21 protein-coding genes are annotated in these 21,911 nt (G+C 47.1%); 10 read left to right on the top strand and 11 right to left on the bottom strand.

What is annotated here, in order from left to right; translation table 11 throughout:
- Nucleotides 1–136 precede the first annotated feature (136 nt).
- Complete coding sequence (cphA, locus tag PMG25_RS02380; protein ID WP_283765311.1) at nt 137–2,761, top strand: cyanophycin synthetase; 2,625 nt, start codon at nt 137–139, stop codon at nt 2,759–2,761.
- Here the strand turns inward: cphA and PMG25_RS02375 are convergent.
- Nucleotides 2,758–2,955 carry a TatA/E family twin arginine-targeting protein translocase gene (locus PMG25_RS02375; protein WP_283765310.1) on the bottom strand — a complete coding sequence of 66 codons (198 nt, stop codon included), beginning with the start codon at nt 2,953–2,955 and terminating at the stop codon, nt 2,758–2,760. The genes cphA and PMG25_RS02375 overlap by 4 nt on opposite strands.
- A gap of 154 nt (nt 2,956–3,109) precedes the next feature.
- Here PMG25_RS02375 and PMG25_RS02370 point away from each other — a divergent pair, with 154 nt between their 5' ends.
- Entirely contained in the window at nt 3,110–3,859 is a 750-nt protein-coding gene (locus tag PMG25_RS02370; protein ID WP_347178723.1) for a phycocyanobilin:ferredoxin oxidoreductase, read from the top strand.
- Nucleotides 3,860–3,875: 16 nt separating this feature from the next.
- Here the strand turns inward: PMG25_RS02370 and PMG25_RS02365 are convergent, their stop codons facing one another.
- Nucleotides 3,876–4,397: a protein-tyrosine phosphatase family protein gene (locus PMG25_RS02365; RefSeq protein WP_283765308.1), complete on the bottom strand. Its 522-nt coding sequence runs from the start codon at nt 4,395–4,397 to the stop codon at nt 3,876–3,878.
- 158 nt (nt 4,398–4,555) lie between these two features.
- Here PMG25_RS02365 and PMG25_RS02360 point away from each other — a divergent pair, with 158 nt between their 5' ends.
- Nucleotides 4,556–6,061: an SLBB domain-containing protein gene (locus PMG25_RS02360; protein ID WP_283765307.1), complete on the top strand. Its 1,506-nt coding sequence runs from the start codon at nt 4,556–4,558 to the stop codon at nt 6,059–6,061.
- A 98-nt stretch (nt 6,062–6,159) separates the two neighbouring features.
- Nucleotides 6,160–8,478 carry a GumC family protein gene (locus PMG25_RS02355; RefSeq protein ID WP_283765306.1) on the top strand — a complete coding sequence of 773 codons (2,319 nt, stop codon included), beginning with the start codon at nt 6,160–6,162 and terminating at the stop codon, nt 8,476–8,478.
- Nucleotides 8,479–8,568: 90 nt separating this feature from the next.
- Here PMG25_RS02355 and PMG25_RS02350 read toward each other — a convergent pair whose 3' ends face one another.
- The 3 genes from PMG25_RS02350 to PMG25_RS02340 all read right to left on the bottom strand — a co-directional run bounded on the left by PMG25_RS02350 (nt 8,569) and on the right by PMG25_RS02340 (nt 11,797).
- The gene (locus PMG25_RS02350) at nt 8,569–9,825 is read right to left on the bottom strand and encodes a glycosyltransferase family 4 protein (protein ID WP_283765305.1); all 1,257 of its coding nucleotides are present in this window, start codon (nt 9,823–9,825) and stop codon (nt 8,569–8,571) included.
- Between the two features lie 203 nt (nt 9,826–10,028).
- Nucleotides 10,029–11,021, bottom strand: coding sequence for an SGNH/GDSL hydrolase family protein (locus PMG25_RS02345; RefSeq protein WP_283765304.1), 993 nt, complete (start codon nt 11,019–11,021; stop codon nt 10,029–10,031).
- Between the two features lie 50 nt (nt 11,022–11,071).
- Complete coding sequence (locus PMG25_RS02340; protein WP_283765303.1) at nt 11,072–11,797, bottom strand: class I SAM-dependent methyltransferase; 726 nt, start codon at nt 11,795–11,797, stop codon at nt 11,072–11,074.
- A gap of 303 nt (nt 11,798–12,100) precedes the next feature.
- Between PMG25_RS02340 and PMG25_RS02335 the strand changes: the two genes are divergently transcribed.
- A complete protein-coding gene (locus PMG25_RS02335; RefSeq protein ID WP_283765302.1) occupies nt 12,101–13,468 on the top strand; it encodes a lysophospholipid acyltransferase family protein in 1,368 nt (455 codons plus the stop codon).
- 99 nt (nt 13,469–13,567) lie between these two features.
- Nucleotides 13,568–14,146 (top strand): gamma-glutamylcyclotransferase family protein, encoded by a 579-nt coding sequence (locus PMG25_RS02330; RefSeq protein WP_283765301.1) that lies wholly within the window; start codon nt 13,568–13,570, stop codon nt 14,144–14,146.
- Between the two features lie 122 nt (nt 14,147–14,268).
- Here the strand turns inward: PMG25_RS02330 and PMG25_RS02325 are convergent, their stop codons facing one another.
- Complete coding sequence (locus tag PMG25_RS02325) at nt 14,269–15,309, bottom strand: hypothetical protein (RefSeq protein ID WP_283765300.1); 1,041 nt, start codon at nt 15,307–15,309, stop codon at nt 14,269–14,271.
- Between the two features lie 221 nt (nt 15,310–15,530).
- On the opposite strand from PMG25_RS02325, the gene PMG25_RS02320 reads away from it, so the two are divergent.
- Complete coding sequence (locus tag PMG25_RS02320) at nt 15,531–15,719, top strand: CPXCG motif-containing cysteine-rich protein (protein ID WP_347178721.1); 189 nt, start codon at nt 15,531–15,533, stop codon at nt 15,717–15,719.
- 3 nt (nt 15,720–15,722) lie between these two features.
- Here the strand turns inward: PMG25_RS02320 and scpB are convergent, their stop codons facing one another.
- Entirely contained in the window at nt 15,723–16,268 is a 546-nt protein-coding gene (gene scpB / locus PMG25_RS02315; protein ID WP_283765298.1) for an SMC-Scp complex subunit ScpB, read from the bottom strand.
- A gap of 28 nt (nt 16,269–16,296) precedes the next feature.
- On the bottom strand, nt 16,297–17,148 hold the full coding sequence (locus PMG25_RS02310) for an ABC transporter ATP-binding protein (protein ID WP_283765297.1): 852 nt from the start codon (nt 17,146–17,148) through the stop codon (nt 16,297–16,299).
- Nucleotides 17,149–17,396: 248 nt separating this feature from the next.
- Between PMG25_RS02310 and ndhC the strand changes: the two genes are divergently transcribed.
- From ndhC to PMG25_RS02295, 3 genes are read left to right on the top strand one after another with little or no spacing between them, the layout of a single operon-like run.
- Nucleotides 17,397–17,759, top strand: a complete 363-nt coding sequence (gene ndhC, locus PMG25_RS02305; protein ID WP_283765296.1) for a photosynthetic/respiratory NAD(P)H-quinone oxidoreductase subunit C — start codon at nt 17,397–17,399, stop codon at nt 17,757–17,759.
- Nucleotides 17,750–18,469: an NADH dehydrogenase subunit K gene (locus tag PMG25_RS02300; protein ID WP_347178718.1), complete on the top strand. Its 720-nt coding sequence runs from the start codon at nt 17,750–17,752 to the stop codon at nt 18,467–18,469. Before ndhC ends, PMG25_RS02300 begins: the two co-directional genes overlap by 10 nt.
- A gap of 1 nt (nt 18,470) precedes the next feature.
- Nucleotides 18,471–18,980: an NAD(P)H-quinone oxidoreductase subunit J gene (locus tag PMG25_RS02295; protein ID WP_283765294.1), complete on the top strand. Its 510-nt coding sequence runs from the start codon at nt 18,471–18,473 to the stop codon at nt 18,978–18,980.
- A 124-nt stretch (nt 18,981–19,104) separates the two neighbouring features.
- Here the strand turns inward: PMG25_RS02295 and PMG25_RS02290 are convergent, their stop codons facing one another.
- The 3 genes from PMG25_RS02290 to PMG25_RS02280 are packed head-to-tail and all read right to left on the bottom strand — an operon-like array spanning nt 19,105 to nt 21,525.
- On the bottom strand, nt 19,105–20,286 hold the full coding sequence (locus PMG25_RS02290; RefSeq protein ID WP_283765293.1) for an LptF/LptG family permease: 1,182 nt from the start codon (nt 20,284–20,286) through the stop codon (nt 19,105–19,107).
- A 28-nt stretch (nt 20,287–20,314) separates the two neighbouring features.
- Nucleotides 20,315–21,043, bottom strand: a complete 729-nt coding sequence (gene lptB / locus PMG25_RS02285; protein ID WP_283765292.1) for an LPS export ABC transporter ATP-binding protein — start codon at nt 21,041–21,043, stop codon at nt 20,315–20,317.
- Nucleotides 21,044–21,060: 17 nt separating this feature from the next.
- Entirely contained in the window at nt 21,061–21,525 is a 465-nt protein-coding gene (locus PMG25_RS02280) for an LptA/OstA family protein (protein ID WP_283765291.1), read from the bottom strand.
- Between the last annotated feature and the right edge of the window lie 386 nt (nt 21,526–21,911).

Below are 21,911 nucleotides of genomic sequence, written 5' to 3'. Positions count from 1 at the left end.
TATCCACTTTACCCTTCATGCTTACCAGAGGGTGGAATCAGGATGTCAAACCGTTAACTAACAGCCTGTATCAACCTGTCTGCCATAGCAGCCTGCCTTCCTTAGCATCCCTAGCATTGCGCGATCGATCTGCCCCATGAAAATCCTCAGAACCCTAACCTTACGTGGCCCTAATTACTGGAGTATTCGCCGAACCCAATTGGTGATCCTACGCCTAGATTTAGAAGACCTCGCTGAAAGACCCTCAAACACAATTTCCGGTTTCTATGAAGGACTCACCCAAGTCTTACCCAGTTTAGTCGAACATTATTGTTCCCCAGGATGTCGGGGAGGATTCCTCAAACGAGTTCAAGAAGGCACATACATGGGCCATATTGTCGAGCATGTAGCCCTAGAACTGCAAACCCTGGCTGGAATGACCGTTGGCTTTGGTCGTACCCGTGAAACCGCCGATTCAGGTGTTTATCAAGTTGTTTTTGAATACCTGGATGAAAAAGCGGGTCGATATGCCGGTAGAGCTGCCGTCCGCTTGTGCCAAAGCATTGTAGAAACCGGTCGTTATCCCCTCTCGGAATTAGAACAAGATTTACAAGACTTACGAGAACTGTGGGCAGATGCAGCCCTAGGCCCCTCCACCGATGTCCTGGTTAAAGAAGCCGAAGCCCGTAACATTCCTTGGATGAAACTCAATGCCCGATTCATGATTCAATTGGGCTATGGAGCGTATCAAAAACGGATTCAAGCGACCCTGAGTAATCTCACCGGAATTTTGGGCGTAGAACTAGCCTGCGACAAAGAAGGAACCAAAAAAATTCTTCGGGATGCCGGAATTCCCGTCCCCAGAGGAACGGTGATTGAATACCTGGATGAACTCGAAGATGCCATTGATGAAGTCGGGGGCTATCCCTTGGTGCTTAAACCCCTCGATGGTAACCATGGTCGAGGCATTACCATCAATGTTAAATCCTACGAAGAAGCAGAACTTGCCTACGATGATGCCAGTTCTGCCTCTAAAACCCGTCGGGTGATTGTAGAACGATATTATGAAGGCAATGACCATCGGGTTCTGGTGGTTAATGGTAAAGTCGTGGCAGTAGCTGAACGAGTGCCGGCCCATGTGGTGGGTGATGGAAAATCAACCATTGGCGAATTAATCGAAGAAACCAACCGAGACCCGAACCGAGGCCAAGGCCATGATAATGTCCTGACTCGGATTGAAATTGACCGCAACAGCATGAACTTGCTAGAGCGTCAAGGCTATACCCTCGACAGTGTGCCCAGAAAAGATGAAATGTGTATGCTCCGGGCAACGGCTAACCTTAGTACAGGCGGAGTCGCCATTGACCGCACGGATGAAATTCATCCCGAAAATATTTGGTTAGCGGAACGGGTGGTGAAAAGTATTGGCCTGGATATCGCAGGGATTGATATTGTTACCTCTGATATTAGCCGGCCCCTGCGGGAAACCGATAGCGTGATTGTAGAAGTGAATGCGGCCCCTGGCTTTAGAATGCACGCAGCGCCAAGCTATGGACTACCCCGGAATATAGCGGCTCCGGTGATGGATATGCTCTTTCCCCCAGATACTCCATCCCGCGTGCCCATTTTTGCTCTGACGGGTACAAATGGTAAAACCACGACCACTCGTCTGACCGCCCATATCATGAAGCAAACGGGTAAAGTGGTGGGATATACGACTACGGACGGCACGTACATTGGCGATTATTTGGTGGAACCTGGGGATAATACGGGGCCGCAAAGTGCGGAATTGATTCTTAAAGACCCGACGGTAGAAATTGCTGTGCTAGAAACGGCTCGTGGGGGAATCTTGCGAAGTGGACTGGCGTTCGATCGCTCGGATGTGGGAGTCGTGCTAAATGTGGCGGCTGACCATTTAGGACTCGGAGATATCAATACCATTGAACAAATGGCCCAGGTCAAAGCTGTGGTGGCCGAAACGGTGAAACCGGATGGCTATGCGGTGCTGAATGCGGATGATCCCCTGGTTTGTGCTATGGCAGACCGATTGAAATGCAAGATTGCCTATTTTGCCATGGAATCGGATAACCAGGTGGTGAAACGACATACGGAAAAAGGCGGTATCGCGGCAATTTATGATGATGGCGATTTACTGATCCTCAAAGGAGAATGGAAAATGAGGATCGCTAAAGCGGTGGATATCCCGATGACGATGAAGGGGATGGCTCCGTTTATGATTGCTAATGCCTTAGCTGCTAGTTTGGCCGCGTTTGTTCAGGGGGTGAGTCTGGATCAGATTCGGGCTGCCTTAGATACGTTTGAGGCTTCATCGAGTCAAACCCCAGGACGGATGAATTTATTTGAGATTAAAGACTATAGCGCTTTGATCGATTATGCCCATAATGCCCATAGTTATAAGGCGTTAGGGGAATTTGTGAAAAATTGGCCGGGAGAGCGCATTGGTGTGGTCGGTGGCCCTGGAGACCGTCGGGATGAGGATTTCATTCTTCTGGGCGAGCTGTCGGCGGAGATATTTGACCGCATTATTATCAAAGAGGATGATGATACCCGCGGCCGGCCTCGCGGAGATGCGGCGGATTTAATTGCTAAGGGACTTGAAAATAGCGATCGCCAGTGCAAGTATGAGGTAATTCTCGATGAAACCGATGCCATTAACACAGCTCTAGATTCGGCTCCCAAGGAGGGCTTGGTGGTGATTTTGCCTGAAAGTGTCTCACGGGCAATTGGCTTAATTGAAAGCCGCTTACCCTCTAAAGATTAGGCTTGCCGGGAGTCTGAGGGGTTGGCTTCTGAAGTGGAGTCAACCTCTGAGTCTGGCTCACCGTTCATTTCTTCTTTAAATCCACGAATGGTTTTGCCCATGGCTCTACCCATTTCGGGGATTTTTTTTGGCCCAAAAACGAGCAGGGCAACCACTGCAATAACGCCGATTTCTGGTAATCCTAAACCAAACATAGTGAGAGTCCTTGCTTCTAGAGTGGAACGGTGCTGCTGCTTACCCTAGGGGAAGGGTTTTGGCAAATCAAGCAACCTGGTATACTGATATGCTTAAAGGTTAGCATCCTTTGGAAGTCCCTTGCTGATGTCTTGAATGGGTGAAAGTCTGGTTATGGAAAAAGTGGTATTGAGAGAACAACAACATCCCCTGATTCGGCAGTTAGCCGATACCCTAGAGCGGGTTTGGAAAACCCATCTGGATCTTGAACCCTATGATTTGCCTGGAGAGTTGGGCTATGTGGAGGGACGACTTGAAGGAGAAAAGCTAACGATTGAAAATCAATGTTATCAAACGCCCCAATTTCGCAAAATTCATTTGGAGTTGGCGAAGTTGGGCCAGGGTTTGGATATTCTCCATTGTGTGATGTTTCCGCGACCGAATTATAATTTGCCCATGTTTGGGTGCGATTTGGTGGGGGGTAAGGGCCAGATTAGTGCGGCGATCGCCGATTTGTCTCCAGTGAGTCCGAACCGTACCTTGCCAGACTCTTATTATCAGGCCCTGCAATCTTTACCCAAACCGGAATTTGCCCAATATCGTCAGCTCCCCCCTTGGGCGGATATTTTTTCCGAGTTTTGTTTGTTTATTCGCCCGGAAAATGAAGCGGAAGAACTTCAGTTTGTGCAACGGGTCGAGGCGTTTATGGAGATTCATTGTGCCCAGGCCGCAGCAGCCCAACCGGTTTCAGCCGGAGAACAGAAGACGATTTTGGCGGGTCAACGCTATTACTGCACCCAACAACAACAGAATGATAAGACCCGCCGGGTGTTAGAAAAGGCATTTGGCCGGGAATGGGCAGACAATTATATGAATAAGGTCTTGTTTGATTACGTGGAAACCCCGGAAGATTGTGTGGTTTAACAGACTGAAATCCCGGCTAGAATGCGGACTTGAGATAGGCTTGGATCGCCTGAAGTTCAGTCTCGGTGGGAGCGCTACGGCGATGGACTTCTTTAAGGAATCGTAGACTCTCCCAGAGTTCTAGACCTTGGTGACGACAGAGATAGGCAAGACAGACAGTGGGCGATCGCTCTATCGCTGCAAAGCAGTGGATATAGAGGGATTTTCCTTGCTCTAGAGTTTCTTGGACTAGCTCAACTGCTTGGCCTAAGTCTTCGGGGGTTAATGGCTCTTGATAGTGGCTATCTGGTAAAGGATAGGACAGACAATGGAATTGATCCCTAAATTCGGGTAGAATCGATCCTTCTGTTTCTGGACAGAGGGATAAAATGGCTTGAATCTGTTCTTGTTGCAGATGGGCATAATGATTTTTATGGGTCGGCAGGGGGCCGATCGCCAATTTTCCTGGTAAAACCCAATGACAACAAAATCGATCTTTACGGTTGAAAGATTGCCCTGGGGAGGGTTGAGTTAATTTCTTCCAGAATGAAATTACCATAATCGATAAGTTTTAGATCATGAGTATAATCAAGGGGAGATTAGAAACCTCCGGAATTTCAGCCCCTAAAGGTGATGTAGTAATCGTCAACACCCTTGGCGGGTTGAGTGTTAAACTATATGCCCATAGTATAGGGTTGAATCTTTAAAAAAGCATATATGGCTAAGTCGATGATGACACAGGCGATCGCTCAAAACAAGAACCCATTAGGCCCCTTAAAAACAAAGCAAACAAAAACGACATGGGGACAAGCCCTGCGATCGGTGGGGGCGATCGCCTTGGCGGGTTGTCTTACCTGGGGAAGTTTCCCCTCCCTAGTCTTGGCTCAAAGCCCAACCGCCCCGGTATCTACGCCCTTACCCGTGGATGAAGGCTATACCTTGGGAGCAGGCGATCGGCTAAAAGTCGATATATTTAACGTTCCCGAATATAGCGGCGAATTTCTGGTTTTATCCGATGGCTCTCTCAATTTACCCCTCGTCGGAGCCGTTCAAGTTCAAGGCTTAACCTTCTCCCAAGCCTCTGACAAAATAGCCACCGTCATGGCTCGCTATCTGCGGAACCCCATTGTCACCCTTAGCTTAACTGGGGTGCGCCCCGTCAAAGTGGGCATAGCAGGAGAAGTCTATAGTCCTGGCGTATATTCCATGTCCTTAAATGGCAATGAAGAAGTCGCCTTGCCCACCGTGACCCGTGTGATTGATTTAGCGGGAGGAATTACCCAAGCAGCAGATATCCGCCGAATTCAAGTGCGCCGTACCCGTCCGAGTCAACAGGGCAGCGATCAGATTTTGACCGTAGATTTGTGGAAATTGTTACAAACTGCCGATCTCAGTCAAGACATTTTATTAAGAGATGGCGATAGCATCTTTATTCCCACCGCCACCGATGTCAATCTACAAGAAAGTAGTCTTTTAGCCAATGCCAGCTTTGCCGGTGCAGACTCAGGCCCCTTAAAAGTGGCAGTGGTCGGTGAAGTCAAACGACCGGGCCCCTATACGATCAATAATAACTCAGAAGAGAATGATGTAACCATTACTGCTGCAATTCAATCAGCCGGTGGAATTACTGAACAAGCCGATATTCGCAATATTCAAGTGAGACGGTTAACCAAATCTGGACAAGAACAAATCGTTGATGTGGATTTGTGGAAACTGCTTCAAGAAGGAGACGTGCGCCAGGATCTGCCCCTGCAAGAAGGGGATACCATTGTCATTGGTACAGCCACAGAACTGAGTCCAGATGAAGCAACAGAACTAGCTTCAACCAGCTTTTCGCCAGCAACGATCAACATCAATATTGTCGGAGAAGTGATCCGACCGGGTAGAGTGGAAGTTCCCCCTAATACCCCCTTAGCCCAGGCTCTATTAGTGGCAGGAGGATTTAATAATGATGCTAGAGAACGCTCTGTAGAATTAGTTCGTTTGAATCCCAATGGAACAGTGACTAAGCGACAAGTCTCGATTGACTTTAGTCGAGCGCTGGATGAAGAGAATAATCCCGCTTTGCGTAATAACGATACGATTATTGTATCTCCATCGCGGGTAGCTGAGTTTGGAAATGCTGTAAGTCCGGTGTTTAGGGTCTTAAGCACTGTAGGTGGAATATTTTCTCTTCCCAGAACGGTGTATCGTTTATTTGATGGTTTATTCGATGGTTTCTAATGACTAGCTTTAATTGATCAATTTTAATTAATCAAACCATACTCCTAGGCGATCGGTTTTATTGCTACACTGCTGTCAATTGAGAGGTTCTGAAATCTATGCAAGCTGGTACTCCCCCTAAATCGAATCAAAACGGACATAACCAAAACGGCAACGGTCATAACGGAAATGGCCACAATGGGTATAAGCCCTATCCGGTTGCTATTCCTGCTCTCCCGAATGAGTCGGAGACAGAGGAATTTGATCCGAAGCAGTTGTTGGCGATTATTCGCAGACGTTGGCTGCCACTAGCGGGGGTGGCGATCGCCGTCACCGGAGCCATCTGGGCCTGGACGCTTACCCGTCCCCCAGTTTACCAATCCAATTTTCGCATGTTAGTTGAGCCAATTTCAGAAGACGATGGCTCTAAGGAATTGTTACGGTTAGGCTTGGGGCCAAGCTTTGACTATGCTACTCAAATCGAAGTGTTGCGATCGCCCACCCTGCTAGAACCCCTAGTCCGAGAACTGCAACAAACCTATCCCGATATGACCTATGGGGAATTAGTTGGCAATTTGACCATCCAACAAGCCCTAGGTGACCAAGAGCGATACACCAAGATCTTAAATATCTCCTTCCAAGGAGACGATCCTCAAAAAATCAAAAACGTTTTAGATACCTTACTCAAAGGATATTCCCTGTATGGTATCCAACTGCGACAACTCAGTATCCAACGAGTCGTTCAGTTTGTCGAAGAGCAACTTCCCATCATCCGCGAGCAAGTCAACTCATACCAAGCCGAACTCGAAACCTTCCGGGAACAACATAGCGTCATCGACCCAGAATTCAGAGGCAATGATATTTCTCGCTTGCTCACCGACATTAACAAGCAACAAAAAGAATCACAAGCAAAATTAGCAGAACTACAATCTCTGTATGTCGTCCTGCAAAGACAACTAGGAGCCTCTCCAGAACAAGCCTTGGCCGGAGCAGCCCTAAGTGAATCCTCTCGATACCAACAACTCCTCAACCAACTCCTAGAAATAGAAACCGAAATTGCCGAAGAATCCGTTCGGTTTCAACCCGATAGCCCCAACATTAAAGTCCTCCTAGAGCGACGGCAAAATCTGTTACCTCTAATTGACCGAGAAGCTCAACGGGTCGTTGGCGATAAAGTCATGCCTAATAACGGCGGTCAGCTCACTCCCATTTCAGTAGATTTGAGTAAACAATTGGTAGACACAACCAATCAAGTTCAAGTGCTACAAGTGCGCCTCTCTGCCTTAGCACAAGTCGAAAACCGGCTGAAAGAAGAATTTTCCATTATTCCCAGTTTGGCCAGAGAATATACGGATATTCAACTGAGACTAGAAGTCGCAACCGACAGCCTAGCCCGACTCCTCGAAACTCGGCAAACCCTACAACTCGAAGCCGCCCAAAAATCCGTATCTTGGGAAGTTCTTTCCGAACCCTTCCAACCCGGAGCGCCCATCTCTCCTAATGTCCCCCGTAATCTAGTGTTGGGTCTCTTCGCAGGAACCTTAATGGGATTAGGTGCAGCCTTACTGTCTGAACAACTCGATAACGCCTTCCACTCCACCAACGACCTCAAAGAGCTAACCGGTTTACCCCTATTAGGTATTATCCCCTTTAAGCGAGGCTTGAAACCCATTAGTGCCCCAGAAACCGTTAGGGCTAAAGTAGCAGCCGGTTCCGACCATGAACCCACTCCAGAACAAGCACCCAAACGTCCTCTCAATATCAGTTTAGGCTCTAAGGGCACTTACTACAATTCCTCACCCTTCTTAGAGTCATTCCGTTCCCTATACACCAATATTCGCTTTCTCAGCTCCGATACTCCCATCCGTTCCCTGGTCATCAGCTCCTGTTTGCCCATGGAAGGGAAATCCACCGTATCCATTAATTTAGCTCGATCGGCAGCCGCTATGGGCCAACGGGTGCTACTCGTTGATGCCGACTTACGTCATCCCATTCTCCATAGTCGGTTAGGGTTACCCAATTTGCGCGGATTAAGCAATATCATTACCAGTGAAATTGACCCCCGTGAAGTCATTCACGCTGTTGAAGATCATTTTTATATACTCACATCCGGCCAAGTTCCCCCCGATCCGATCAAGCTATTATCCTCTCGTAAAATGCAGCATCTGATCGAACAATTCCAAACGGAATACGATCTCGTAATTTATGATACACCTCCCAGCTTAGGATTAGCGGATGGTAGTCTGCTGGCGAAGCGTTCCGATGGCATTCTCCTAGTCGTTGCCCTAGGAAAAGCAGGGCGTTCTGAACTCAATCAAGTCTTAGATAACCTCAAAATGTCCTATGTATCAGTTCTGGGCATTATTGCTAATGGAGTTAAAGGGTTTGCTTCCGGTGTAGATTACTATTACCGAAACTATACCCCCAATGAAGACTAAGGGGTTTAACATGGACTCAAATCAGCAAAACATCAACCCTCAATAAACTTGTTGGTTGATGTTCGGGGAGGTTGAATTTTAGAGGGAAACTTAAAACTCTTTGAACTTCACTAGCCTTCCCATGTTGACTTTCATGTTCCATTCTGGAGCAGCCGTTAATACTTCTCCGTATTGTTGGGCAATGCGTTCTGGAGTGAAGTGGGTTTCGAGATAACGACGACCTTGACGACCCATTAATTCAGTTTTTTCCCGATTAGCTGCTAGATCTTTTATGAATTGGGCTAACCCTTCAGAATCTCCATTATCAAATGCTTTGCCAAAATTGACTTCTGATAACATTTGACGGAGATAGGAATGGGGTTCACAAATAGCAGCAACTGCGCGACCCGCAGCTAGAATTCCATAGAGTTTACTGGGAGCAACTAAGCCCTCCATACCAGGACTAATACTGACTAAAGATAGGTCACAGGCGGTTAAGGAGTAGGGTAAGCACTCTTTGTCTTGATAGGGTAAAAAGGTGATGTGATTTAAGCCTAAAATTCTGGCTTGTTCTTGACAGGCTTGATATTTGGCTCCGTTACCAATAAATACAAATTGGATGGGTTCGTTTTTTAGGTGTTGCGCTGCACTGAGAATGGTGTCTATATCATGGCAGCGTCCCATATTACCTGAGTAGAGAACACAGAACTTTTCAACTAGATTATGTTGATGGGCAAACCAATTTTCTGCTTTAGGAATAGGGACAATATGATGGGGGTCTGCCCAACTGTGAATGACTGCGACGCGATCGCCAATTTCCGGACATTGGGCAAGCACTCGGTTTTTCATGCTTGAACTGAGAACAATGACTGATTTGGCTTTGCGCCACACTAAGCGATTGACCTTATTCCAAAGCTCGACTAATTTATGGTTTCTGGAAATAACTTTCAGTTCTACAGCTACATCTGGATACAGATCGTAAATCAGGCAAACATAGGGAACACCAAAACACAGGTTAGCTAAATACCCTAATAGAGGTAAGAAGGGCGGGGCAGTTGTCACTAATAAGACATCTCCGCGACTAGCTGTTTTTAGTAGGTGGAGTCCAGCGCGTAAACTGAAAATCAGACCATTGATCGCTTTACCTCGGATGCGTTGTGATAAGATTCGGGTAGTGCGCGATCGCCGAACAGATAAATGCTCATTTTCCTCTGAGGTCGGAGCATCTTCTTGGGCAAAGGCGTATCCTGGCTGTCCAGTAAAGATATGAACTTTCATCCCCTGACGACCCAGTTGATGGGCGAGTTCTTCAATCAATTGACCCGTAGCTGCATAATCAGGGGGATAATATTGAGTTAATATGGACAACCTTGTTGAATAGGATGCCTTTTTACCATTTTGGCTCGTATTGATTACGCTTAGATTCTGAGTAAAAGAGCGATGCAATTTAAAGTCCTCCTCAACAAGGATAATGATTATATTCTCTTTGCTTGGGTGTTTTTGTGTGGGCTATAATAGACTTCACACTGTTTGTTCTCAATTCCAGTTAAAAGCGCTCGATTTAGGATAATTTATTTAACACAGGATGGCAACCGATCGCCCAGTTGCAGATGTTCGCAGATCAGAGTCACCACTGCTTGGTTCCCTTGTTCATTTAGGTGTACGCTATCCCGAAAGAAGCTATCGATGACCGATGGACTTAATGTAGACCAAGCTTGGTAAACATCGACAACTGGGATTTTCTCTGACTCTAACAATGTAAAAAATTCTGGGTAATACGGTGGGATTTGAGGATTAGGAATCAGATCGAAGCGATTGGGGGTAAAGACCACCAGAATTGGAATATCTTGAGCGCGAATAAACCGAATCATTGCCTGAAGAGTGTCCATGTTTTCGGTAAACTGTTCTTCAGGTTGGAGTTGTGATTGAGGAATTTCTGAACTGGGGGCATTTAAAGGGAAATAACCTTGGATTCTGGGCCAAGCATAGCGACTCCAAGCTTCTGAAATGGCTAACAGGGGAGGGCGATCGGGAAAGTAAATCGAGCCTACAGCATCACTGGTACTGGTAGGTTGTACTAAATCATGAACTCCGATTTGTAGAATCACCAAATCGCTGTCAAAAAGACCAAATTTTTGTAAATATCCCCATTGATTTCCCAGTCCCCAAGAGCCAGATGAAGCATTCAAAATTTCTAGAGGATAACCAGAATTTTCCAGTTGAACTTTAAGCTTTTCAGAAATAGTATCGGGTTGATCGATAGGATTTCCACCATTTAAAACTGAATCTCCAACCATCAAAATTCGTAACGTTCCTGGCGTTTTTTCTGGAGTAATCGGATCGGAGCGTTGAGAATATTGGTTATAAATAATAGTTCTGCCAAACCGCCATAGGTCTTGGTTTGGTTGAAAACGATATCCTGTATCGCTGTCAGCTTGTACAAGGGCTGGCTTTCCTAAGCCAAAACCGAGTCTTAAAATGGTTTCAGTAATCAGAAACAATACTAAAATTGCCAGAGGAATTCGATAGAGATATCTTTTGGGGAAAAGATGGGAGTTTTTCATAAATTAAAGACTATGTTTTAATTCGATTAATTCAGTACCCCTTATTTCTTCTATGAATTTTTTTTGCAAATCCAAATCACAGTACTATTAAATAGTGTTCCTAAAAGAGGAAAGGGAGAAAACATTTTCTTCTCAATAGTGAGCTTCTGGTTTAAAAAAGTTTCTAAGTCCCGATAATCAAAACCTTTGTGGGCGCGATAGGAGGATTTTTGGGCATGAGAGGAGGGAAAGCTTTTGCAATCCCAAAGAATGGCGGCAGAAAAAAGTTCTTGCGGGGTGTAACGCTCATAGCCATATCCGCCTTTGAGGTTCGCTAAATAGCGTCCCGTTTGTTTAACGAATAGGGAGGGGCCAACTTCAATGGGGACGGAAATGACAATTTTGGCATTGGGTTTACAGAGGGGTAAAATTTCATTGAGGATGGCAGCCGGATCGGGGACATGCTCTAGGGTTTCGGTGCAAAAAACTAGATCTAGACTTTGGGGAGTAATTAGGGTATGAGTTTCTGAGGGGAGACCCCATTTAAATCCGGGAATATCTTTTAACGTTTCTTGAGATGCAGTGAGCATATCAGGAGAAATATCGATGCCAAAACCGGATTGAATAAATCCTTGCTCATAGGCCGATCGCAGCAACCAGCCATCCCCACATCCGTAATCCAAGGCACAAGGATACTTTTGGTTGCCTAGGGCATTAAGAACGGCTTGAAATCGAGACTTATGGGCAACACGAGTGAGAGTATTTCCTTTTTCTAGAAGACGTTCTGAGTACGACATAAAAGTAAGGTAATGTGAGTTAGGGCTAGAAACGCGATGGGGATTGAGTTTTAAGTTTAGGTTAGTGTATCACAAGGCATAGAGCTGTGCGGCTATCCCAGGTTTGGGGGATGGATCAGAGGAGAACAAGCAAAATTGACTCACTCTCAAGGTTAGTCTACAGGAGCGTTACAAGTTATTCCCGATCGCCCCGATCTCGATCCATTTCAGGACACTCAGGTGGAGACCATGCCACAGAAGTGGCTAAAATAATCGTCAACTATAGCTTTTATATCTTCAATTTGGCTACCCTATTCCAACATCATGTCTGAATCCATCATCGATCGCATCCAACCCCCCCTCGAACACATCCCCCCTCAATTCAACCCCCTTGTCCTCAAAGGTATACAACTGATTTTGCCCCTGTGGTTACGCACCCAGTGTCAAATCACCCAACTTCACACCCACAACACCCTCACCCTCGCCCACCTCTATCATCAATTCCAACAACAACACATTCGCCTCATTCTCGCCTTTCGCCACCCCAGTACCTATGACCCCTATTCCATGGCTCATTTACTCTGGAGCGCCGTCCCCCAAGCCGCTAAACAACATAAAATACCCCTAAAAGCCCCCGTTCATACTCACTTTATGTACGATCGCGGCATTCCCATCTGGGGTGGAAAATTCGTAGGCAACCTCTTTTCCCAACTGGGGGGGACATCCATCCAACGGGGAAAACTTGACCGAGAAGGACTAAAATGTGCCCGTTCTTTACTCCTTGATGGTCAGTTTCCTCTCACCTTAGCTCCCGAAGGAGGAGTCAACGACCATAGCGAACTCATGAGTCCCTTAGAACCCGGAGTCGCTCAACTTGGATTTTGGTGTGTGGAAGATTTACAAAAAGCCAACCGCTCCGAAAAAGTCGCCATTCTTCCCATCGGCATTCGCTACTCCTTCGCCCAACCCCCATGGGAACAACTGGATCGGCTTTTAAATCAACTCGAAAACGATTTAGGCTTACCGCCCTTGAGCAGCAATTCCCCAGATAATCTCATCCAAGCTCGTTATACTCGACTGCTAAGAATTGGCGAAAGTTTACTCTCCTTAATGGAATCCTTTTACCGCCAATTTTATGATGTAAAATTTGAAGAACTGCCAGACTTAGAAAACCCAAATCAGAACTTCTCACAACGCCTAAACCGGTTACTAGAAAATGCTCTCCAAGTATCCGAGGGCTACTTTAAAATTCAAGCCAAAGGCTCGTTTCTTGACCGGTGTCGGCGCTTAGAACAAGCCGGTTGGGAACGGATTTATCGGTCAGATATTGAAAGCTTATCTCCCGTAGAATCGGGGTTAGGGAATTGGGTCGCTGAAGAAGCCAGTTTACGCATGGGTCATATGCGAATGGTCGAGCGCGTTTGTGCCGTAACGGGGAAATATGTGCGAGAAAAACCGACCGCCGAACGCTTTGCTGAAACTCTATTAATTTTGTGGAAAACGATCACCTGGATTAAAACCGGAAAAGCTGATACTCGCCCCAATTTAGGCCCCTTAGAAACGACTCTCACTGTAGGAGAACCCCTATGGGTGAATGACCGATGGACAGACTACAAAAACAGCCGCCGTCAAGCTGTTTCTGGCTTAACTCAGGATTTGCAAGTTGCCCTAGAAAAATTAATGATTTCCTAAGCTTAATTCGTGCCTGAAGATACTTTATCGTCTTGCTCTATATAACTGCTTTTGCTATACTCCCTAGCAACATTTAGGTTATATAAACTGTAAACAACTATGACTGTTCAAGGCGAACATTTTCGATTTTCAGCAGGTGACAAACTCCATTTAGTCCGTTCAGTCCCTTCCCAGAATTCAGACGCTGAGTATTTTGATTACTTTGCCTATGGGTCATGCATGTGCCCCGTAGATCTCCAGCGTACCCTAGGAGAGCCAACTCATCCTTATATTGTTGGACAAGCGACGTTGCCTGGATATCGGCTTGGATTTTATCGTCGTTCTCTTAAACGAAATTGTGGCGCTTTAGATGTGGTTCCGGATGCAGGAAAATCGGTGGAAGGGGTACTGTATCGACTGCCTTGGCGGTTAAGTGAGTTGTTGGATATTCGGGAAGAAATTCCCCGCAATGGGTATCGCCATGAAACGGTGGAAGTGTACTGTGAAGGGAAGCTTTATAAAAATGTGCGTACCTATGTGGTGGTGGACAAGTTACCGGAAGAATTAGCTCCGAATGATTGGTATTTTAATGTAGTGATGCGGGGGGCAATTACTTGTGGTTTGCCGGAACAGTATTGTTGGGATTTATTTAACCATATGCATCGCTTGCAAGCCACGCAGTTGAGGCGATCGGCTTAGGGGAATGGGGAGATAGGGAGATGGGGAGGTAGGGAGAAGATTCAGTTACCTATTACCCATTGCCTATTACCCATTGCCTATTACCCATTACCTATTACCCATTACCACGCCAAGCGCTGTATTTATTTGAGTTCAAAGCTAGTTCCGCGATAACATCCTTGAAAAGAGGTTAGGGGAATTTGCGTCCGGTTTTGTAATTGGGCGACTAAGGATTGACTATTGGCGGTGGTAGAAGCTTCACCCCAATTGTAGTGAATCATGCCCAACATATTTCCAGTTTGGTGATAGCTATATTCTTCTACGGGAATGCCTTTTGCGCCGGTAATGGTTTGGTCGTAATAGCCATTAATGACAATTTTCTCAATTTTTACGCCGGGAGCGGTGCTAATGTTCCATTGTACGGGTTCGTAGGCAGAGAGGGCGAGGGTGATGGGCCGATCGCGTCTTTCGACTCGAATATCGACTTGTCCGGTAGGATGATATGCTCCACTATGATCCCAACGGGCTTCATAAATACTGATTAAGTGTAATTCGCGATCGCCAACTCCACGAGCTACATATCCGGAAAAATCTCCGGTTCCCCCGATACCGCAGCTATAACCAGGACTAAAGGTGGTGGGGGTAACAGTTTGGCTCAGTTGCTCTTGCAGCCTCGGTTTGAGCCATGTCCAAGCGGCAAACCCAAGGCCAGCCACTAAGACCACTCCTACACCTACGGGAAGAACGGTTTTCAGTAAACGCGCTCCGTCCGACTGACCCCATTGATTGAAGGTTTGTTTTAGGCTTTCTGCGGTATCTTGAAGGGGGTTAGTGTTGCCATCAAGTTGGGCCAGTAGGCGCAAGCTTTCCGGGTTATCGAGCAAGCTTTGAATGGCTGTACCTGTACCGACATAAAACTGGCGCGAGGTGCGGTCAAGTAGGAGCCAATTTTCTTCCTCTTCCAGATGGTAAGGCTCGATGATGGAGTGAACTTCCCCATGTTGCAGAAAGACTTGCCAGGCGATCGCATGGCCAGCGCCCACATCATCTCCGTCAGTATACATGAGTTGCCCAATATCATTATCCCAGTGCCAGGCAACCCAACGGCGATCGCCACTATAACCGAGAGATTTTTCTAACTGTGCATGGGCGGTGAGATTAATCCGTTCAACTAATTTAGACATAATAATGAAAGTTATGGGGTAAGGACTTGGCTTTGTTATACGGTAACCTGTCCTTCTATCCGGGCCAAGTGTTGGGTCAATCAAAAAATTATAGCGCTGGACGCTGGTAAGGGGTGATGGGTAAGGGTAACCAGTTAAGGCTGTAGGTATTAGCGGCGATCGGGCTACAGCTCAAGGTATAGTTAGGACACTTTCTGTTGCCTTTTGCCTTTTTCCTCCCCATGAATCCTACTGCTGAATATACCTGTGCCTATTGTGGAGAAGTGAATACCACGTTTATTGATTGGAGCGCTGGCAGTGAGCAATCTTATATTGAAGATTGCCAAGTCTGTTGTCGTCCCAATGTTTTGTATGTCCGCATTGATGAAGAGACGTTCGAGATTGAGATCGATACGGATTATGTGGAATAGGATTTAAGAAGGTTCGGGTAATTCTGGCTCTGGTTCTTCCATGGTTTCCGAGGCGACTAAGCTTTCTTTCAGGGAGTTGAAGGGTTGGGGGAGGTCTTCTAATTGGAAATATTGATGAAATTTAGGGGTAACTTGTAGGCGAAAGGTACGATCGCCCATTTTCTTACGTTTACGCACTAATCCCAATTCTACCAGTTCTCCCACATGCTGATAGGCTCCACTGCCGCGCAGGTCTACTAACTCGGTTTGTAAGATGGAACCGCTTAAGGCGATCGCGGCTAAGGTTCGCAGCGCACCCACCCCTAACTCAGCCGGAAGTAAGCTATGGGTGAGTTCTTGAAAGGATTCTCGCAATTGTAGACTATAGCCAGAGGGGGTTTCTAAAACCTCTAGGGCACTATCCCGATGAGCATAATCAGAAATTAGCTCAATGAGGGCTTCTTCGGTATCTTCTTTGCTGCATTGTGCCAATTCAGCTAGGTCATTTAAGCTAACCGGTTGACCTTTTAAGTACAAAATGGCTTCAAGGGTGGTGGCTAAACGGGGCATAGTTGGGATTCAATAACCTAGTAACCCTTTAGTCTAACTGTCTTCCGGTTAATTCGACAAAAATATCTTCTAAGTTGGAAGGTCGAACCATTAAACCGGTTTTATCAGGTTGCTGTTCGAGATACTGGTTGGCTGCGGCTAAGTCAGGGAAAAAGAGGTAATCCCAGCGATCGCCTTTTTGTTTAACGACTAAGCCTTCTCCATGTTTTTGCCGCAGTTCTTCTAGGGTTCCTAGTTCAATTAAATGACCCCCATCCATAATGCCGATGCGATCGCATAAATATTCTACTTCTTCCATATAATGGGTGGTTAGTAACATGGTCATTCCTTGCTCGTTTAAGCCGCGAATAATTTCCCATAACCGCCGACGGGTTTGGGGATCTAACCCTACAGTCGGCTCATCTAGAAATAAGATATCGGGTTCGTGGAGCAGCGCTCTGGCAATTTGTAGACGGCGCTTCATTCCCCCAGAGAGGGTTTTTACCCGGTCTTGACGGCGATCGGCTAATTCCACATACTCTAACCATCGATCGATTTTCTCCTGGCGCACCCGATTGGGAATGTGATGTAAGCGACCATGAAACTCCATATTTTCCCAAACGGTTAAATCAACATCGACGCTGGTTTGTTGCAATACCACGCCAATCTTGCGTTTTACCTGTTGTCCTTGCCGCACCACATTATACCCAGCTACCTCGATCTTGCCGTCTGTGGGTCGGGTGAGAGTGGTTAACATGCGAATAGTTGTAGATTTTCCTGCTCCATTGGGCCCGAGTAGGCCAAACATTTCCCCCGGTTGAATGGCAAAGGAGAGATGATCGACGACAGGCACTTGGTTATAGACTTTACAGACGTTTTCTAGAGAGACCGCAGCACCCATAGGGTTTGACCGGTTGAAAGTTTACTTAATATATCTTAACACTTTGTGGAGGGTTGCTCAAGGGTTTGTACAGTAAGGAGCGATCGCCACCCTATATCATACCCATACTCCATTCTTATACCCCATCCTATCGCCCATCAGTCCCCACTCACAGAAATCGGGTTGTCCGAAGCCATAAGCGAAAGGGCCGGAACTATGTCAGAATGTTCACAGTATTTTTGTTCTCCTTCGTGATTAAATAACCCATTGTGTTTGTTCTTAGCGGTTACGAATACTTCTTAGGCTTTCTGCTGTTATGCAGCTTAGTTCCCGTGTTGGCACTGGGCGCTTCCTATATCCTGCGTCCCAAAGGCGTTGGCCCAGAATGCCGCACCACTTACGAATCCGCCGTTGAACCGGTGGGAGGGGCGTGGATTCAATTCAACATTCGCTACTATATGTTCGCCCTCGTCTTCGTTATTTTTGATGTAGAGACCGTGTTTCTCTATCCTTGGGCAGTAGCCTTTAGCAAGTTAGGCCTGTTAGCCTTTATCGAAGCCTTAATTTTCATCGCCATTCTGGTGGTGGGCTTAGTTTACGCTTGGAGAAAAGGAGCATTGGAATGGTCGTAGGTTCGAGTAAAACAAATATGACACAAAATCTGATTAATCCCGTTGAACGCCCCCAAGTCACTAGCGAACTGTCGGAAAATGTGGTTCTGACTACGGTAGAAGACTTATATAACTGGGCAAAACTCTCTTCATTGTGGCCGCTGCTGTATGGTACAGCCTGCTGCTTTATCGAGTTTGCGGCCTTGATTGGTTCCCGGTTCGATTTTGACCGCTTTGGTTTGGTTCCCCGTTCGAGTCCCAGACAAGCGGATTTGCTGATTACAGCCGGAACCATCACCATGAAGTATGCTCCGGCTTTGGTGCGCTTGTATGAGCAAATGCCGGAACCCAAGTATGTGATTGCTATGGGCGCTTGCACCATCACCGGGGGCATGTTTAGTATGGACTCTCCTTCGGCGGTGCGCGGTGTGGATAAGCTGATTCCGGTGGATGTGTATATCCCTGGTTGTCCTCCCCGACCGGAGGCAATTATTGATGCGATTATTAAGTTACGCAAAAAGATTGCCAATGAAACCATTCAGGAACGCCGCAAAATCCTCCAAACCCATCGCTATTATCAGGTGGCTCATAAGATGAAGGTGGTTGAGCCAATTTTGACGGGTGAGTATCTCCAGTCTGCAACCAGACAAGCGCCCCCGAAAGCGTTGGCAGAAGCCTATGGAATGCAAATTCCAGCAGCGTTAGAAGGTGAGAAACAGGAGGAAGTTTAGGGTGGCTGAGGAAAATCAAGAGTTAGCACAGGAAACTGCTGGGCCGGTTTCGAGCTGGTTGGGTGAGAATGGGTTTGCCCATGAGTTTTTAGGGCGCGATCGCTCTTCGGTAGAATTGATTAAGGTAGAACCCCAAGTTCTCTTACCCATTGCTTCGGCTCTTTATGCCTATGGGTTTAATTATCTGCAATGTCAAGGCGCGTATGATGAAGGCCCCGGTCAATCATTAGTCAGTTTCTATCATTTGCTGAAAGTGGATGATAATGTGGTTGAACCGGAAGAAGTGCGCTTAAAAGTCTATGTGCCTCGCGATAACCCGAAAGTGCCTTCGGTCTATTGGATTTGGAAAGCGGCGGATTTCCAAGAACGGGAATCCTATGATATGTACGGGATTGTCTATGAAGGTCATCCCAATCTCAAGCGCCTACTGATGCCAGAAGACTGGGTAGGTTGGCCCCTGCGGAAGGATTATATTTCCCCCGATTTCTACGAATTGCAAGATGCGTATTAATCAGTGTTTGTTCTCATAGGGGCGAAACATTTTTTGCCCCTATGAGAACAATATTTTATTCTATACTTAATTCTCGGAGAATGACAGAAGAGAAATAATATCGAGTTAGGTTTTCAATTTTTGATCAACGAACGACTCGCCACAGGAGCAAAAGTCCAACGGTGAGGGCGGATACGGTGGGTAACCATCCAGCCATAACTGGAGGAAGTGCGCCGCTTAAGCCGAGAGCATCGCCGACCGACATGAGGAGATAGTAGGTAAAGATAATTAAAACGCTGATGCCAAAGCCAGTGGCTCTTCCGGCGGTGCGTTGGGGGCGAGTTCCTAGGGCGGCTCCCATGAGGCCAAAGGCGATACAGGCGAAGGGAATGGCGAAGCGCTGATGAATGCGGATTTGCAGTTTGCGAATTTGTTTTTCATCGCCACTCATCCTCACAATTTCGAGGTAGTTGAGGGACTCAGCGATGTTCATTTCTTCGTATTTTGTACCAATGGAAGCGAGATCCAGGGGAGCGCGGGGGAGTTTGAGTTGTTGGCGATCGAATTTGACGATATTTTTGAAGGAGCCGGATTGATCGACGACGTAGATCGTGCCGTTGAAGAAGTCCCAGGTGCTTTCCTCGGCGTTCCAGGAAGCGGCTTCGGAGATGATGATTTGTTTAAATTGGGATTGGGATCGGTCAAGGATGGTGAGGCCTTTCATTTCTTTGCCGTCGAAAAATTCGGCATAGAATAACCGGGTTAAGACGCGCACTCTTTTCCCGTCGGCGAGTTCTTTTCGCTGATATTCGGGATAAAAGATGTTCATTGCCTGTTGGAGGGGCGTTTCTTGTTTGAGCGCTCGCTCTAGGGTGAGGGTGGCTTCTCGTTTGGCGGCAGGAACGACGAGTTCGTTGAAGGTGAAGGTGATGCCGGTGAGACAGATGCTGAAGATGAGGGTGGGAATGAGGAGACGGTAGAGGCTTACGCCACAACTGCGGAGGGCGATCAGTTCGCTGTCACTGGAGAGACGACTGTAGGCGATGATGCATCCGAGTAGGAGGGCGGTGGGAATGGCGAAGGAGATGAAGTAGGGGAGTTGGAGGAAGAAGACTTTGAGGGCGATCGCCACGGGCAGGCCCGCTTCGCTCACTTGGCGGACGAGATCGAAGACTGTGCCGATCGCCACACCTACAGAAGTAAAGGCTCCGAGTCCAAAGAGAAAGGGGGAGACAAGTTCCTGGATCAGATAGCGATCCATGACGGAGATGGGGGAAATTTTGGGCCGTTGGGGTTTATAGTCTTCCGGGGATACGCTAGAAGTCATAAAGGTATTTGCAGTTAAGGGTTGTGACTCACCGTTGGAAATTATCGCCTAAATAGTATTGTCGCACTCTGGGATCTTCATAGAGTTCTTCGGCATTGCCAGAGGCGAGGATTTCGCCATCACGCATAATATAGGCTCGGTCGGTAATGGCGAGGGTTTCGCGGACGTTATGATCGGTGATCACGATTCCTAAATGGCGATCGCGCAGGTTAGCGACTAGGGTTTGAATTTCGGAGACGGCGATCGGATCGACTCCGGCAAAGGGTTCATCTAAAAACAAAAATTTGGGCCCCTCTTTACCCGCAGCCAGAACTCTGGCTAACTCGGTGCGTCGTCGTTCTCCTCCGGAAACTTGAATGCCCTTGGTCTGGGCAACCGTAGAGAGTCGAAATTCTTCTAAGAGCTTTTCTGTGCGCCAATGCCATTCCCGGCGCGGCACTTGGGTTTGTTCCAAAACCAGTAGAATATTTTGGCGCACGGTCAGATAGCGAAATATACTGGGTTCTTGGGGTAAGTAGCCGATACCGAGTTTCGCCCGTTGGGAAATTGACAGGGCAGTAATATCTCGATCGCCCAGCCAAATTCTACCTTGACTGGGTTTTTCTAGCCCCGTTCCCATATAAAAGGTGGTGGTTTTGCCAGCCCCATTGGGGCCGAGTAATCCCACGACTTCTCCTTGTGCCACAGAGAGATAGACGCGATTGACCACCATTCGTTGTCCATAGGATTTATGAACGTTATCCAATACTAATTTCATGACTGATGACTCCTTGTTTATAAATCAGGAGTGGGGGGAAGGGGATCGGGATTACCAGCGTTATCGGTAGATTCAGGCACAATATAAATGGCTTCCACTTGTTGCCCTTGGCTTTGGGGGAGGGCGACAAACCGACCTTCATCAATCAGATAAGTCACGGTTTCTCCTCTGAGGCTATTGCCTTCTTGCAAGACGTAGACATTACCACTGAGGACAATGCGCCGTTCTCGGCTAAAGTATTGAGCTTGGGCGGCTGTGGCTTGGATGTTACGGGCAGGATAGAGGACTTGTACATTCCCCCTAGCGGTGAGGACACCGGTTCTAGCGTTGGCTTCTTGGATGTCTGCTCGCAGGGTAATGGCCCGATTTTGGTTATTTTGGGAATAGGCTGCCGGTAGGCGACCGATGCCTAGAGTCATGGGGACTATCAGGGCTAATGTGCCTAATAAATGACCCCAATGGGGCGATCGCAGTATTCTCATAAGTGCTAAGTCCTCTCCGTTGGATGGGTCTCTCTTTTCTTTACCTAGGATACTTTGACAACTCCCCTGTCTACAGACTAGGGGAGTCTCGCGTCATCATAGCTCGTTCAGATAATGTTTTCTTACCACAATCTACGACGCAATTCGGACAAATCTGACTTGTCTCATTCGCGTTTACCTTAAATCACAATGGGTCACGATGGGTATGGATTACAGCGATCGCGTTGCTTCCAAAATTAAGCCTGCCAAGCTAGTAGGGTAAGCTCTGGGTAGAGTACAGGGTCACCCTATATGTAGATATGTAGGAAGCCCGTGACGAGGATTGAACTCGTGACCTCACCCTTACCAAGGGTTGGACGGTGACTCACTGGTGTCCATGATGTTTA

Origin of the sequence: Roseofilum capinflatum BLCC-M114, assembly GCF_030068505.1 — a bacterium.
Classification (GTDB): domain Bacteria; phylum Cyanobacteriota; class Cyanobacteriia; order Cyanobacteriales; family Desertifilaceae; genus Roseofilum; species Roseofilum capinflatum.
This window is presented reverse-complemented; position numbering and strand designations above follow the sequence as displayed.

Coding starts and splice junctions, on each gene's coding strand:
- cphA (WP_283765311.1), top strand. CDS start 137: ATGAAAATCCTCAGAACCCTAACCTTACGTGGCCCTAATTACTGGAGT.
- PMG25_RS02375 (WP_283765310.1), bottom strand. CDS start 2,955: ATGTTTGGTTTAGGATTACCAGAAATCGGCGTTATTGCAGTGGTTGCC.
- PMG25_RS02370 (WP_347178723.1), top strand. CDS start 3,110: ATGGAAAAAGTGGTATTGAGAGAACAACAACATCCCCTGATTCGGCAG.
- PMG25_RS02365 (WP_283765308.1), bottom strand. CDS start 4,397: ATGGTAATTTCATTCTGGAAGAAATTAACTCAACCCTCCCCAGGGCAA.
- PMG25_RS02360 (WP_283765307.1), top strand. CDS start 4,556: ATGGCTAAGTCGATGATGACACAGGCGATCGCTCAAAACAAGAACCCA.
- PMG25_RS02355 (WP_283765306.1), top strand. CDS start 6,160: ATGCAAGCTGGTACTCCCCCTAAATCGAATCAAAACGGACATAACCAA.
- PMG25_RS02345 (WP_283765304.1), bottom strand. CDS start 11,021: ATGAAAAACTCCCATCTTTTCCCCAAAAGATATCTCTATCGAATTCCT.
- PMG25_RS02340 (WP_283765303.1), bottom strand. CDS start 11,797: ATGTCGTACTCAGAACGTCTTCTAGAAAAAGGAAATACTCTCACTCGT.
- PMG25_RS02335 (WP_283765302.1), top strand. CDS start 12,101: ATGTCTGAATCCATCATCGATCGCATCCAACCCCCCCTCGAACACATC.
- PMG25_RS02330 (WP_283765301.1), top strand. CDS start 13,568: ATGACTGTTCAAGGCGAACATTTTCGATTTTCAGCAGGTGACAAACTC.
- PMG25_RS02325 (WP_283765300.1), bottom strand. CDS start 15,309: ATGTCTAAATTAGTTGAACGGATTAATCTCACCGCCCATGCACAGTTA.
- PMG25_RS02320 (WP_347178721.1), top strand. CDS start 15,531: ATGAATCCTACTGCTGAATATACCTGTGCCTATTGTGGAGAAGTGAAT.
- scpB (WP_283765298.1), bottom strand. CDS start 16,268: ATGCCCCGTTTAGCCACCACCCTTGAAGCCATTTTGTACTTAAAAGGT.
- PMG25_RS02310 (WP_283765297.1), bottom strand. CDS start 17,148: ATGGGTGCTGCGGTCTCTCTAGAAAACGTCTGTAAAGTCTATAACCAA.
- PMG25_RS02300 (WP_347178718.1), top strand. CDS start 17,750: ATGGTCGTAGGTTCGAGTAAAACAAATATGACACAAAATCTGATTAAT.
- PMG25_RS02290 (WP_283765293.1), bottom strand. CDS start 20,286: ATGACTTCTAGCGTATCCCCGGAAGACTATAAACCCCAACGGCCCAAA.
- lptB (WP_283765292.1), bottom strand. CDS start 21,043: ATGAAATTAGTATTGGATAACGTTCATAAATCCTATGGACAACGAATG.
- PMG25_RS02280 (WP_283765291.1), bottom strand. CDS start 21,525: ATGAGAATACTGCGATCGCCCCATTGGGGTCATTTATTAGGCACATTA.